This window comes from Komagataeibacter rhaeticus, assembly GCF_003207855.1.
GTDB classification, from domain to species: domain Bacteria; phylum Pseudomonadota; class Alphaproteobacteria; order Acetobacterales; family Acetobacteraceae; genus Komagataeibacter; species Komagataeibacter rhaeticus.
Genome location: NZ_NKTZ01000007.1, coordinates 55,510 through 69,793 on the forward strand (window position 1 = coordinate 55,510; position 14,284 = coordinate 69,793).

Consider the following 14,284-nt stretch of genomic DNA (forward strand, 5'->3'; position numbering starts at 1 on the left):
CTAGACGTCGAGATTGGCAACCTTGAGCGCGTTGCCCACAATGAAGTCGCGGCGGGGTTCGACCACATCGCCCATCAGGGTGGAGAAGACCTGCGCCGCATTCTCGATGTCACCCACCTTGACCTGCAGCAGCGTGCGCATGGCGGGGTCCAGCGTGGTTTCCCACAGCTGCTCGTCATTCATCTCGCCCAGGCCCTTGAAGCGGTTGATGGACAGGCCCTTGCGGCCCTGCGCCAGAATCCGTTCATACAGCGATGCCGGACCATTGAAGGACTGGGGCGCGCCATCCAGCAGCAGGGTGATCGGCTGCGTGAAATCGGCCACAAGCCGCGCATGGCGTTCAGCCAGCCAGCGCACTTCCGCACTCCGCAGGGCCGTGGCCTCCAGCCGGTAAACTTCCCCGACACCGCGCACGCTGCGCGCCATTTCAAGCCCGCTGTTACTGACCGCGACCTTCCACCCACGCTCGGCCGGGGGGGAAACCGCATCCAGCCTTGCCTGCAGGTCCACGATCCGCTCCGGCATGGCCTGCAGGTCGGGACGCAGCACGCCCGCGATGGCCGCCTGTTCCAGTACCCATACCGGCACCCGCGCCGACAGGCGCGACAGGGCACGCGTCACGTCACGGATGAACAGGACTTCGGCACGCATGGCCTCGCCCGTGAGTTCACGCCCATCGGCATAACGCAGCGCCGCATTGGCCAGCGCCTTGTCCAGCAGGTAGGTTTCAAGGGCGGCATCATCCTTCAGGTACCGCTCGTCATTGCCCCGCTTGGCGCGGTACAGCGGCGGCTGGGCGATATACAGGTACCCCTTCTCAATCAGTTCGGGCATCTGGCGGAAGAAGAAGGTCAGCAGCAGCGTGCGGATGTGCGAGCCATCCACGTCGGCATCGGTCATGATGACAATGCGGTGGTAGCGCAGTTTCTCGATGGAAAAGCCGCCATGTTCCACGTCACCCCGGCCGATGCCGGTGCCCAGCGCCGTGATCAGCGTGCCGATTTCAGCCGAGCCGAGCATACGGTCGAAACGCGCGCGCTCCACATTGAGGATCTTGCCCTTGAGCGGCAGGATCGCCTGAAAGCGCCGGTCCCGCCCCTGCTTGGCGGTGCCGCCCGCCGAATCCCCCTCAACCAGGAACAGTTCACATTTGGAAGGGTCACGCTCCTGACAGTCCGCCAGCTTGCCCGGCAGGGAGGAAATGTCCAGCACCCCCTTGCGCCGCGTCAGTTCCCGCGCACGGCGCGCGGCCTCACGGGCGGCTGCGGCATCCATCACCTTGGCCACGATGTGGCGGGCTTCCTTGGGGTGGGTCTCGAACCAGTGGGAGATCATGTCGGCTGCGGCCGCATGCACTACCGGCTGCACTTCGGAGGAGACCAGCTTGTCCTTGGTCTGGGATGAGAATTTGGGATCGGGCACCTTGACCGACAGCACGGCGGTCAGGCCCTCGCGCATGTCCTCACCATTCAGGGCGTGGCTGTCCTTCTTGGTGGCGTTCGCTTCGGCATACCGACCCACAACACGGGTCAGCGCCTGACGGAAACCGGCCAGGTGCGAGCCGCCGTCACGCTGCGGAATATTGTTGGTGAAGCACAGCATGGTTTCATGGAAGCTGTCGTTCCATGTCAGCGCGAATTCGACCTTGATGCCATTTTCATCATTCTGCAGGCTGCCGGTGATCGGCGGCTCGACAATGGCGGTCTTGCCTTGGTCCAGCCATTCCACGAAGGCGCACAGGCCGCCTTCGTAATGGAAGTTTTCCTCCCGCGCGGGCTCATGGCGCTCATCGCGCAGGACAATCTTCAGCCCGGAATTGAGGAAGGCCAGCTCACGCAGGCGGCGCTCAAGGATCGGGAACTCGAATTCGACCTTGGCAAAGGTCTGGGCGCTGGGCTTGAAGGTGACCTGCGTGCCGCGTGGCTCGGCACTTTCCCCCACCACGCGCAGCGCCTCGTCACGCTCGCCATGGCGGAAACGGATCACATGCTCCCGGCCTTCACGCCAGATGCGCACTTCCATCCATTCGGACAGCGCGTTGACCACCGCCGCCCCCACGCCGTGCAACCCGCCCGAGACCTTGTAGGAGTTCTGGTTGAACTTGCCCCCTGCATGCAGCTTGGTCAGCACGACTTCGGCGGCACTTACCCCTTCCTCGTGATGCATGTCGGTCGGGATGCCACGCCCGTCATCGCGCACGGTCACGCTGCCATCGCCATTGAGCGTCACGATACAGGTGGTTGCAAACCCGGCCTGTGCCTCATCCACGGCGTTATCAATGATCTCGAAGGCCATGTGATGCAGGCCCGAACCATCATCGGTATCACCAATATACATGCCGGGGCGCTTGCGTACCGCATCAAGCCCGCGCAGAACCGAGATGGATGCCGCATCGTAATCCGCAGCGGGAGGGATGCTGCCTGCGACCTCGGCATCGTGTTTCTGGTCGGGACTGGATTGATCGGACATGCCGGCAGATGCTCCACAGCGGATAACAACAAAACAACAGAATGCATTATAGCCCGAACCGGCCCCCGTAACCAGCATTCCCGGCCGAAATCATGCACCGTGTGCAAGATTGCCCTCACCCGGCGTCACGAATTCGGCGCTCTGGCGGAGCGGGTCAAACTGTTCCCTGTCCGTTCCGGTCAGCATCACCCCGGTCCGCATGCGGCCCATGGCATGGAACAGGGCATCACGCCGCGCCGCATCCAGATGCACCAGCGGTTCATCCAGCAGCAGCAGCGGGGCCTGCCCCCGGCAGGCGGTCAGGATCCGGGCATGCGAGAGTATGATGCCCACCAGCAGCGCCTTCTGCTGGCCCGTGCTGGACTGGCCGGCCGGTCGGTCCGTCAGCCGGTCGGCCATGTGCAGGTCGGCTCGGTGGGCGCCAAAACGGCTGCCACCGCGCTGCCGGTCCACCGCGCGCGTGCCGGCCAGGCATTCGGCCAGCCAGTCTTCCACCGCCAGCGCGGGTTCGTGTGCCAGACGCCGTGCGATCACACAGTCCAGCGCAAGCCGGGCAGCGGGAAAACCATCAAGCAGGGCCTGCCCGTCGGCATTGAGGCGCGCCACCATGTCCGCCCGTGCCGCCGTGGCCGCCACCGCATGCCGGGCCATGGTCCGCTCCAGCGCGGCCAGCCAGTGCGGGTCCGCCCCGTACTGCGCCAGCACGCGGCCGCGTTGCAGCATGGCCCGGTCATGCGCCGCCACTTCCCGCGCGTGGCCGGGTTCCAGCGCCAGGACCAGCCGGTCCAGAAAGCGGCGACGTCCGGCAGCGCCTTCCTGAAACAGGCGGTCCATCTGCGGCGTCAGCCATACGGCGGCAAAATATCCGGAAATACCATCGCGGTTACGCAGGGTCTGGCCATCTACCCGGAACGTCCGACGCTCGGGCCGGAGCGGGTCCGCCCCCGTGGCCAGCGATACCGGCAGGCCATCCGGCCCCGGCAAGTCCGCCACGTCGGCCGCGACCCCCCACAAGGCCGCGCCATGCCGGGGCAGTTCATCCATGCGTGCCCCACGCAGGCCACGACCCGGCGCCAGCAGGGACAGCGCTTCAAGCAGATTGGTCTTGCCGCTGCCATTCGGTCCGGTAATGACCGTGACCGCCCGCTGCGGCCGCCATGAAAGATGGCGGTAATTACGGAAATCCGTCAGCACCAGCCGGTTGACAAAGGCCATGCCGGGGCAGCCTGGCCCGGCGCGCTTACACGCGCATCGGCATCAGCACGTACAGCGCGGAAGGACTGTCCACGTCGCGCACGATGGTCGGGGCCGAACTGTCGGAAAACGCGAATTCGACCTCACGCTCCACCTGATCGGTAATATCGTTGAGGTAGCGGGCCTGGAAACCGATCTCGATTGGACTGGCCGCATAGGAGACGTGGTTTTCATCCAGTTCCTCGGTGGCCGTGCCCTGGTCCTGGCTGGCGGCGGACAGCGTAAGCAGGTTGTGCCCCATGCTCAGCTTGACCGGGCGCGAACGCTCCTGGCTGATCGCGGCCACGCGCGATACGGCATCGGAGAAGATCTTCTTGCCCACACGCAGGATCTTGTCATTGCCGTGCGGAATCACACGCTCGTATTCGGGAAAGGTCCCGTCGATCAGTTTCGAGGTCAGCGTGATGTTGCCGATCGAGAACTGGATGCGCGTGTCGGACAGCGCCACGGCCACCTGCTCCGGGCCTTCATCCAGCAGCTTGCGCAGTTCGGCCACGGTCTTGCGCGGCACGATCACGCCGGGCATGCCCGCGCTGCCCGCGGGCAGTTCGGTCTCGACCCGGGCCAGACGGTGGCCATCGGTCGCAACCGCGCGCAGGACCGGCCCCGTCTCGCCTTCCGCCACATGCAGGAAGATGCCGTTGAGGTAGTAGCGCGTCTCCTCGGTGGAGATGGCAAAGCGCGTGCGGTCGATCAGGCCGCGCAGCACCTGGGCCGGCATACTGAATTCATGCGGCAGCGCCCCGGCCATCATGGAAGGGAAATCATCCACGTCCAGCACGTTCAGGCTGGTGGCGAACCGCCCGGCCCGCAGCCCCAGCGGCGCGTCACCGCCCGCATGGTCAAGTTCCACCTGCGCGCCATCAGGCAGCTTGCGCACGATCTCGTACAGGACCGCAGCCGGCGCCGTCACCGCGCCATCGCGCTGTGTTTCGGCCGCAACGCCCTCCACCACCGCAATTTCCATGTCGGTTGCGGTCAGCGTCATCGCCCCGTCCACGACATTGATCAGCACGTTGGCCAGAATGGGGATGGTATTGCGCTTCTCGGCAACGCTCTGGATATGGGCCAGTGCCTTGAGCAGCGTTACGCGGTCGGCCTTCAACTTCATCGGTACGATATCCTCCACCCCGCGCCACGATCGGGCAACGCCATGACGGGGCCGACATGTCTAGCAGGCGTGCACGACACAGGTAAAGGGGCGCGGGTGCCCCTGTAGCCCGGCATCAGCTTTCCAGCATGCGGCGCAGCAGTTCCACATCCTCGGCAAAGGCCGGGTCTTCCGCCATGAGGCCCGTCACGCGGGAGACGGCATGGATGACGGTGGTGTGGTCACGATTGCCGAACTTGCGCCCGATTTCCGGCAGGGAGCGGCTGGTCAGCTGCTTGGCCAGGTACATCGCCACCTGCCGGGGGCGGGCCACCGCCCGCGCACGGCGCGCGGAAGACATGTCGGTCAGGCGGATGTTCCAGTGCTCGGCCACCTTGCGCTGGATTTCCTCGATCGTGACACGACGGTCATGCGCCTTGAGGATGTCGTGCAGCACATCCTGCGTCGCCTCCAGCGTTACGGGGCGGCCGAACAGGTTGGCATGGGCGATCAGGCGGTTGAGCGCGCCCTCAAGTTCGCGCACGTTCGACGTGATCTTGTGCGCAAGGAATTCCAGCACCTTGGCGGGCACCACCACGCCGGATGCGGTGGCCTTGGCCTCAAGGATGGAAATGCGCAGTTCGAACGTGGTGGCGTGGATATCGGCCACCATGCCGCAGCCAAGGCGGGTGCGCAGCCTGTCCTCCAGCCCCGACAGGTCGGAAGGCGACTTGTCGGCCGAGACCACGATCTGCCGCCCCGCATCCACCAGTGCATTGAACGTGTGGAAGAATTCTTCCTGCGTGTTGTCCTTGCCGATCAGGAACTGCAGGTCATCGATCATCAGCACGTCAACGGAACGCAGTTGCTCCTTGAATTCCATGGTGGACTGGGAGCGGATGGCGGCGATGAAGCGGTACATGAACTTCTCGGCCGACATGTACGCCACCGAAACCCGCCCCTCCCGCACCAGTTCGGCGCCGATGGAATGCATGAGATGGGTCTTGCCCAGCCCAACCCCGCCGTACAGGAACAGCGGATTGAAGCCGGGGCTGGAGGGCTGCTCGGCCACGCGGCGGGCGCAGGCATAGGCGAATTCGTTGGGTTTGCCCACGACGAAAGTGTCAAACGTGAAGCGCTGGTCCAGCGGGGCGGCCAGATCGGTACGCACCTCGGCAGGGCGCGGCTCCTCGGCCACCGGCGCGGATGCCGCCGGACGGGGGGCCGCCCTGTCGGGCGACGGGGCGGCGGGTACGGGGGGCGTATCCTCCCGCCCTGCGGGCGCGGCATCGGTGGCAGGGCGGGCAACCTGCAGTTCCACGCGCCGGATGGCGGGCACTTCCGCGTTCCACAGCGTGCCCAGCCGGTCACCATACTGCCCGCGCACCCAGTCCCGCAGGAAGCGGGTGGGCAGGTAGAGGGTAATCTCATCCTCATCCACCGGGCCGACCGTGATCTGGCGCAGCCATGTGCGGTATTCGACTTCCCCCACCTCGACCTTCAGCCGTTCGCAAATGCGCGACCAGTGAATGGCGAGCACACTTTTCTGCGCGTTGGCTTCCGCCACAGCGTCATAGCCTCCCAGTCCACCCGTCATATCCGCTCCCGGCCATATGGGGCACGGCCGCCATGCGCCCCCGCGCATGCCCCCTGCCCCCTTATTCAACCTGTTCCCCAACGCCATCCGCCCCGCACAGGGCAGGCGGACGGCCGTGCCCCCGACACGACCCACAATCCGGCCCGAACGGGCCGGATCAACGATGACGCTGGAGTTATCCACACAAGCTAGAGCACGGGATGGTACGAAGCAACGGGAATCTGCCGCCCCACCATCAAAACCCGATTACACCTGGCAACAGAAATACAAAAAGGGCTGCAACCGCCAATATTGACGGCGCGCAGCCCCTTTTGTTACTTCCGGAATTCTTTCAGGCGAAAGAAAACGGCCGTATATTACGCGGCAGCAAGCGACTTGATACGTGCGGACAGACGCGAAATACGGCGTGCAACCGTGTTGGCATGCATAACACCCTTGCCAACGGCGCGCTGCAGTTCCGGCTGGGCCTCACGCAGGGCGACAGCGGCCTCGTCCTTCTTGCCGGCCAGAATAGCGGTCTCCACCTTCTTGACAAAGGTGCGCACGCGCGACATGCGCGCCGTGTTGCGGGCGTTGCGGACTTCGTTCTGACGGATGCGCTTGCGCGCGGATGCTGTATTGGCCATTGCTCTCAGTTCATCTGCATAAATCAGGTTACGGCGGTCCGCCACCCGATCGTTGCGGACATCCCCATATCAGGCAGGCGGTCTAGTCCACCCGGAGCCTGTTCGTCAAGACAAGTCTTTGCCCCCATCGTTTTTCATCCCCTGCCGGCGGGGGCAGAAAAAGGTCGAACGCCCGGACTGGGTGATGCGCACCACCCCGTCACACACGGGCGGGCCGGGGCAGTCAGGGCAACCCTGCCCCGCGCGCCCATATACACGCCATGCATGCTGGAAATAACCCAGCTCCCCATCGGGTTGCACATAATCACGCAGGCTTGAGCCGCCAGCGGCGATCGCCTCTTCCAGCACGGCACGGATTTCGGTGGCAAGGCGGTTATATTCCGCCCCGCTCACGTCACCTGCGGCGCGCGCGGGGTGGATGCGGGCACGGAACAGGGCTTCAGACACATATATATTGCCCAGGCCCGCCACCACGCGCTGGTCCAGCAGCAGCGCCTTGATGCTGCTGCGCCGCCCCCTGCCGCGCGCGGCAAGCCATGCGCCATCAAAGCGGTTGCCCAGCGGCTCCGGCCCCATGCCCGCCAGCAGGCGATGGCCTTCCACCGCACTGGCGGGCACCAGGTCGACCATGCCGAAGCGGCGCGGGTCAACCAGCCCGCAGCGCGCGCTCTCGGCCGTTTCAATCACCAGATGTTCGTGCAGCGCGGGGGAAACAGTCCCTGCCGGCGTCGAGAGCAGCACGCGCCCCGACATGCCCAGATGCACGACCAGCACCATGCCACCCGAAAGGGTGATGAGGATATATTTTCCCCGCCGGGCGAATCCATCCACCCCGCGCCCCGCGAGCGCATCAGCCAGACCGGGGGGAAACGGCCATCGCAGCCCGGTATGGTGCGTGCTGGCGCGTGAAATAGTGTGGCCTTCAAGATGCACTCGCATCCCGCGCATCACAGTTTCGACTTCAGGGAGTTCCGGCATGGCCTCATCTGGGGTTATACCTGTGCATCATGACCGACAATAGCCAGCCACACCACCCCTCCCCTTCCGCAGGCCGTCCCGGTGACCGCCCGGCGGATACCACCGATTTCGGCTTCCGCGATGTGCCATTGCGCGAGAAGAAATCCCTGGTCCGCAACGTCTTTGACAGCGTGGCCTCCAAATACGACATCATGAATGACGTCATGTCGCTTGGAATTCACCGCGCGTGGAAGAAGATATTCGTCAACGAACTCGCCCCGCATCCCGACCTGTCGCTGCTCGACCTGGCCGGCGGCACGGGTGACATCTCGTTCGGCTGGCTGCGCGGTGGCGGTGGCCCCGCCATCCTGTCCGACATCAATGTCAGCATGCTGAGCGTGGGCCGCAACCGCGCGCTGGAGCGCGGGCTTGTGTCCGGCCTCAACTTCGTGGCCGTCGATGCCGAGGCCATTCCCCTGGCCGACAATTCGGTGGACCGCGTCTCCATCGCCTTCGGCCTGCGCAACTGCACCGACAAGCTGCAGGTACTGCGTGAGGCACGGCGCATCCTGCGTCCCGGCGGGCGGTTCCTGTGCCTTGAATTCTCCCGCGTGCAGGTCGCGGCCTTCGCCCCGGTCTACGATGCGTGGTCCTTTCACGTACTGCCCCGCATGGGGGCTGCAATCGCGGGCGACCGGGAAAGCTACCAGTACCTGGCCGAGAGCATCCGCATGTTCCCCGATCAGGAAACGCTGGCCGACATGATGCGCGAGGCCGGGCTTGAGCGTGTCTCCTACCAGAACCTGTCGGGCGGGATTGCCGCAATCCACTCCGGCTGGAAGATCTGATGGGGGCACCGGCGGAACGCTCTGTCCTGCTGGTGGTATGCGGGGGCATTGCCGCCTACAAGGCGCTGGAGCTTGCCCGCAGGCTGCGTGAGCACGGCATGCGCGTCCGCCCGGTGCTGACGGCGGCGGGTGCCCGATTCGTCACCCCCATGGCGCTGCAGGCGCTGTGCGGGGAGCGGGTATCGGGTGACCTGTTTTCCCTGACCGAGGAAAGCGAAATGGGCCATATCGCCCTTTCGCGCAGCAGCGACCTGATCGTGGTCTGCCCCGCCACGGCCGACATCCTTGCCCGCATGGCGGCAGGGCTTGCCGATGATCTGGCCACCACCCTGCTGCTGGCCACCGATACCCCCGTGCTTGTTGCCCCCGCCATGAACGTACGGATGTGGGAACACCCTGCCACGCAGGCGAATGTCGCCACCCTGCGCGCGCGTGGCGTGGCCTTCGTGGGGCCGGAGCACGGGCTTATGGCATGCAACGAGACCGGCCCGGGCCGCCTGGCCGAGCCGGAAGCCATACTGGCCGCCATCCTACGTCAACTGGATGGGGATAAACCCCTGTCCGGATACACCGCGCTGGTAACCGCCGGGCCAACCCATGAACCTGTTGATCCGGTGCGCTACCTGGCCAACCGCTCATCGGGCACGCAGGGCTATGCCATCGCCACGGCACTGGCGCAGGCGGGGGCCACGGTCACGCTGGTCAGCGGGCCGACCACGCTGCCCGACCCGCCCGGCGTCACCACCATACGGGTGGAGACAGCGCGTGACATGCTGGATGCCTGCCAGCAGGCGCTGCCGTGTGACATCGCCATCTGCGCCGCCGCCGTGGCCGACTGGCATGTCGCCCCCAGCGCCCAGAAGATCAAGAAAACGGCAGACAGTACGCCACCCGTGCTGCATCTGGTCCCGAACCTGGACATTCTGGCCACCCTGAGCCAGCCCTCGGCGCTGCGCCCCCGTCTGGTCATCGGCTTTGCGGCGGAAACCGAGCATGTCCTGGCCCACGCCACCGCCAAGCGCCTGCGCAAGGGATGTGACTGGATGGTGGCCAATGATGTCAGTCCCGCCACCGGCATCATGGGCGGGAGGGAAAACGAGATCATCCTGATTGACGATGCGGGATCCGCACACTGGCCCCGACTGGACAAGCTTCAGGTCGCCCATCGGCTGGTCGCGCGGATCGCAGCCTTCCTTCACCCAGCCCAAGCGAAACCTGACGGACTCCAGACATGACCACGACCGCCCCCCTTCCCATCCAGGTCCGCCGCCTGCCCCACGCGCACGGCCTGCCCCTGCCATCCTACGCCACGGACGGAGCGGCGGGGATGGACCTGCTGGCCGCCGTGAGCGAACCCGTGACCATACAGCCCGGTGGCCGCGCGCTGGTGCCCACGGGGCTGTGCGTGGCCCTGCCCCGGGGCTTCGAGCTACAGGTGCGCCCCCGCTCGGGCCTGGCGCTGAAGCATGGCATTACGCTACCCAATGCGCCCGGCACGATCGATGAGGATTACCGCGGCGAGATCGGCATCATCATCCTCAATGCCGGCAGCGCGCCCTTTGTCATCGAACGCGGCATGCGCATCGCGCAGGGCGTGCTGGCCCCGGTCGTGCGCGGGACATGGGTCGAATATGCGGAACTGGAAGAAACGGCACGCGGCGCGGGCGGCTTTGGCAGTACGGGCACCGCAGGGTGAGTGAAACCGGACTGCCGGGCAACCTGCGTGTCCGCCCCAACCTGGCGGACCTGATGGGGCTGCTGGCGATCATGGCGGGGGCGGCTGTCATTGCCACTGCCGGCCGCCACATGCTGGTGCCCATTCCCGCCAGCGAGACGGGCACCATACACCTCAGCCCCGCATGGCTGCCCGCCTATGCCGTGCGGACCACGCTGCGCATGTTCGCAGCCCTTGCGGCATCGCTGGTCTTTACCTTCACCTATGCGGTCTGGGCGGCCAAGAGCAGGCGGGCGGCACAGGTGCTCATTCCCCTGCTCGACATCCTGCAATCCGTGCCCATCCTGGGGTTCCTGACCTTTACGGTCGTGTTCTTCCTTGGCCTGTTTCCGGGCCGGATGATGGGGGCGGAACTGGCCGCCATCTTCACCATCTTTACCAGCCAGGCCTGGAACATGGCCTTTGCCATGTACCAGGCGCTACGCACCGTCCCGCCCGATCTGGAGGAAGCGGCGCGCTGCTTCGGCCTGACACCATGGCAGCGTTTCTGGCGGCTGGAAGTGCCCTTTGCCATTCCATCACTGGTCTGGAACACCATGATTTCCATGTCCGGCGGATGGTTCATGGTCGTGTATTCCGAAACGATCACGGTGGGCAGTACCGACATCGCCCTGCCCGGAATTGGTTCCTATGTTGGCGTGGCCATAGAACAGCGCAACATAGGGGCGATTTTCTACGCCATCATCGCCATGCTGGCGGTCATCACCATCTATGACCAGTTGCTGTTCCGCCCGCTGGTGGCATGGTCCGCCCGGTTCAGCACCGATGATGGCGCGACCGTGGCCGCCCCCGACCCGTGGGTGCTGACCCTGCTGCGCCGGACCCACCTGCTGCGTCAGTTCTGCCTGCGGCTGGGTGACACCATGACGCGCATCGGCTGGCTGGCCATAGGCCCGCGCCCCTCGCAGCCCGTCCGCGCCATCATTCCTTCCCGCCTGATGGACGGGGCATGGGGCATGGCACTGGCGGTCTGTGCGCTGACCATCGGCTGGAAGACGTGGACCTACGGCAGTTCCCATTACAGCGTGGCGCAGGTGCTGCATGTGGTCATGCTGGGCGGGATCACGCTGCTGCGGGTCATGGGCACGGTTATCGTGGCCTCACTGGTGTGGGTACCGCTTGGCATATGGCTGGGCCTGTCCCCCCGCCGGGCACGGCATGCGCAGATGGCGGCACAGTTCATGGCGGCCTTTCCGGCCAACCTGTTCTTCCCGCTTGTGGTGATCGGGATCGTGCACTGGCATCTGAACAGCAATATCTGGCTGACCCCGCTCATGCTGCTGGGCACGCAGTGGTATATCCTGTTCAATATCGTGGCGGGTGCCTCTTCCTATCCCGGTGACCTGCTGGAAGCCGCCAGGAACTTCCATGTCAGGGGCTGGCTGTGGTGGCGGCGCATCATGCTGCCGGGCATCATGCCCTATTTCATTACCGGGGCGCTGACCGCATCGGGCGGGGCATGGAACGCGGCCATCGCAACCGAAGTGGCAAGCTGGGGTGACACCACGCTCAGCGCGCAGGGCCTGGGCGCCTATATCGCGCATGCCACCGTGGCGGGTGCGACCGACCGGGTGGGGCTGGGCATGGCCATCATGGCGGGCTTCGTGCTGCTGCTTAACCGCGTACTCTGGCGCCCGCTCGCCAATTATGCCGCCCGGCACTATACCTTTGACTGAGAGTTCATGATGCAGCCCAACACCGCCGCCCCCACCACGGCAAAGACCGGGACGGAGCTTGTCCGGATCGTCAACTGCCGCCAGGCCTATCACAAGGAAAGTGCCACCGACCTTGTGGTGCTGGACGGGGTCAACCTGTCCATACGCAGCGGGGAAATCGTGGGGCTGCTAGGCCGGTCGGGTTCGGGCAAGTCCACGCTTCTGCGCATCATCGCGGGGCTGCTGCCGCCCACGTCGGGCGAGGTGATCTGGAAGGGCAGGAAGCTGGAAGGCCCGGCGGATGGCATTTCCATGGTGTTCCAGTCCTTTGCCCTGTTCCCGTGGCTGACGGTACAGAAGAATGTGGAACTGGGGCTGGAAGCACAGGGTGTGGCGCCCGCCGAACGTGAGAAGCTGGCGGAAGATGCCATTCACCTGATCGGCCTTGGCGGGTACGAGAACGCCTACCCCAAGGAACTGTCGGGCGGGATGCGCCAGCGCGTTGGGCTGGCGCGTGCGCTGGTGGTGCGACCCGACCTGCTTTTGATGGACGAGCCCTTTTCCGCGCTGGACGTGCTGACGGCAGAGAACCTGCGCACCGACCTGGTGGAACTGTGGGCGGAAAAGAAACTGCCCATCCAGTCCATCCTGCTTGTTACCCATAATATCGAGGAAGCGGTGCTGATGTGTGATCGCATCCTCATCTTCTCCTCCAATCCCGGAAGGGTGGCGTACGAACTGCAGGTTCCCTTCGAACACCCCCGCAACCGCGAGGACATGGCCTTCCGCCAGTTCGTGGACCGGATTTACGCACTTATGACCCGTCGCGCGCCGGTCGTGTCGGAAGCGGACATGGCCGATCCCGAGATGCGGCATGTGCAGATCACCGCCGATGCCGTGGCCCTGCCCGCGCTGCCGATCAACACCATTGTGGGCATGATGGAAACCCTGGCGGCGGACCCGCTGCATGGCCGCGCCGACCTGCCGCTGCTGGCCAGCCGGCTGCAGCTTGAACTCGATGACCTGTTCCCCCTGGGCGAATCCCTGCAACTGCTGGGCTTTGCCGAACTGGAGGACGGGGACATCCTGCTGACCCCCGAGGGCTTGCGTTTTGTCCAGAGCGAGCATGACACGCGCAAGACGATCCTGCGCGCCAGCATGCTGCACAACCTGCCCATGGTACGCACCATCCGCGCGGTGCTGGACGAACGGCCCAACCACCGTGCCTCCGCCGAGCGCTTCCGTGACGAACTGGAGGACAGCATGTCCCCCGACTATGCCCGCCAGACATTGCAGACCCTGATCGGCTGGGCACGCTATGCGGAACTGTTCGACTTTGATGAGGAAGCCGACCAGCTTTTCCTTGAGGACGAAACCGAGTAGACGCGTTTGAAAAAATAGAAGTCTTTGGTGAAGCTTTTTTCAAAAAGCTTCAAGGAACGCCGCCTTTTTGAAAAAAGGCGGCACCCGGAAACTTTTATTCCCTTTTCATACTAACCCGCCGTATCCACCAGCCGGTCACGGAACAGGCGGCGCATCTTGGCGATCTTGGGCGGGATGACCGCGTTGCAATACGGATTGCCGGGATTACGGGCAAAGTAGTCCCGGTGATAATCCTCCGCCGGCCAGAAATGATCCAGTTTTACAATCTCGGTCACCAGCGGGTTCGGCCATACGCCTGCCGCCGCGATCTCGTCACGAATGGCGCAGGCAGTCTTTTCCTGCTGCGCATCCTGCCAGAAAATGGCGGACCGGTACTGCGTGCCCACATCATTGCCCTGCCGGTTGAGCGTGGTGGGGTCATGCATGACAAAGAAGATACGCAGCAGGTCGGCGCAGGACAGTTCGGCGGGGTCGAACGTCACGCGCACGACCTCCGCATGGCCGGTGCGGCCCGTGCAGACCTGCTCGTAGGTCGGGTTGGGGGTCTGGCCGCCCGCATAGCCGGGTTCGATCGCCTGCACGCCGCGCAGTTCCCTGAACGGGGCTTCAATGCACCAGAAGCAGCCCCCGCCCAGCACCAGTGTTTCCAATGCCTGTCCGGTCATGTCTG

Annotated in this window: 12 protein-coding genes; 5 read left to right on the forward strand and 7 right to left on the reverse strand. The window is 64.9% G+C overall.

Features of this window, described 5'->3' with window-relative positions:
• The 6 genes from gyrB to mutM form a co-directional block, all read right to left on the reverse strand.
• Complete coding sequence (gyrB, locus tag CFR78_RS09090; RefSeq protein ID WP_408884603.1) at positions 1–2,469, reverse strand: DNA topoisomerase (ATP-hydrolyzing) subunit B; 2,469 nt, start codon at positions 2,467–2,469, stop codon at positions 1–3.
• A 90-nt stretch (positions 2,470–2,559) separates the two neighbouring features.
• On the reverse strand, positions 2,560–3,684 hold the full coding sequence (gene recF, locus CFR78_RS09095) for a DNA replication/repair protein RecF (protein ID WP_034932449.1): 1,125 nt from the start codon (positions 3,682–3,684) through the stop codon (positions 2,560–2,562).
• A 25-nt stretch (positions 3,685–3,709) separates the two neighbouring features.
• A complete protein-coding gene (gene dnaN, locus CFR78_RS09100; protein WP_034932448.1) occupies positions 3,710–4,834 on the reverse strand; it encodes a DNA polymerase III subunit beta in 1,125 nt (374 codons plus the stop codon).
• A 115-nt stretch (positions 4,835–4,949) separates the two neighbouring features.
• A complete protein-coding gene (gene dnaA, locus CFR78_RS09105; RefSeq protein ID WP_034932447.1) occupies positions 4,950–6,410 on the reverse strand; it encodes a chromosomal replication initiator protein DnaA in 1,461 nt (486 codons plus the stop codon).
• A 356-nt stretch (positions 6,411–6,766) separates the two neighbouring features.
• The gene (gene rpsT, locus CFR78_RS09110) at positions 6,767–7,036 is read right to left on the reverse strand and encodes a 30S ribosomal protein S20 (protein ID WP_034932446.1); all 270 of its coding nucleotides are present in this window, start codon (positions 7,034–7,036) and stop codon (positions 6,767–6,769) included.
• A gap of 105 nt (positions 7,037–7,141) precedes the next feature.
• Positions 7,142–8,014, reverse strand: coding sequence for a bifunctional DNA-formamidopyrimidine glycosylase/DNA-(apurinic or apyrimidinic site) lyase (gene mutM / locus CFR78_RS09115; RefSeq protein ID WP_110581086.1), 873 nt, complete (start codon positions 8,012–8,014; stop codon positions 7,142–7,144).
• A gap of 29 nt (positions 8,015–8,043) precedes the next feature.
• Here mutM and CFR78_RS09120 point away from each other — a divergent pair, with 29 nt between their 5' ends.
• From CFR78_RS09120 to CFR78_RS09140, 5 genes are read left to right on the forward strand one after another with little or no spacing between them, the layout of a single operon-like run.
• Entirely contained in the window at positions 8,044–8,841 is a 798-nt protein-coding gene (locus CFR78_RS09120) for a class I SAM-dependent methyltransferase (protein ID WP_034932441.1), read from the forward strand.
• A complete protein-coding gene (coaBC, locus tag CFR78_RS09125) occupies positions 8,841–10,076 on the forward strand; it encodes a bifunctional phosphopantothenoylcysteine decarboxylase/phosphopantothenate--cysteine ligase CoaBC (protein ID WP_110581087.1) in 1,236 nt (411 codons plus the stop codon). The genes CFR78_RS09120 and coaBC overlap by 1 nt, the downstream gene beginning before the upstream one ends.
• Positions 10,073–10,537: a dUTP diphosphatase gene (dut, locus tag CFR78_RS09130; protein WP_034932437.1), complete on the forward strand. Its 465-nt coding sequence runs from the start codon at positions 10,073–10,075 to the stop codon at positions 10,535–10,537. The genes coaBC and dut overlap by 4 nt, the downstream gene beginning before the upstream one ends.
• Before the next feature lie 53 nt (positions 10,538–10,590).
• Positions 10,591–12,252: an ABC transporter permease gene (locus tag CFR78_RS09135; protein WP_371440470.1), complete on the forward strand. Its 1,662-nt coding sequence runs from the start codon at positions 10,591–10,593 to the stop codon at positions 12,250–12,252.
• Positions 12,253–12,258: 6 nt separating this feature from the next.
• On the forward strand, positions 12,259–13,614 hold the full coding sequence (locus CFR78_RS09140; protein ID WP_007400021.1) for an ABC transporter ATP-binding protein: 1,356 nt from the start codon (positions 12,259–12,261) through the stop codon (positions 13,612–13,614).
• A gap of 110 nt (positions 13,615–13,724) precedes the next feature.
• Here CFR78_RS09140 and msrA read toward each other — a convergent pair whose 3' ends face one another.
• Positions 13,725–14,279 (reverse strand): peptide-methionine (S)-S-oxide reductase MsrA, encoded by a 555-nt coding sequence (gene msrA / locus CFR78_RS09145; protein WP_007400020.1) that lies wholly within the window; start codon positions 14,277–14,279, stop codon positions 13,725–13,727.
• Positions 14,280–14,284 lie beyond the last annotated feature (5 nt).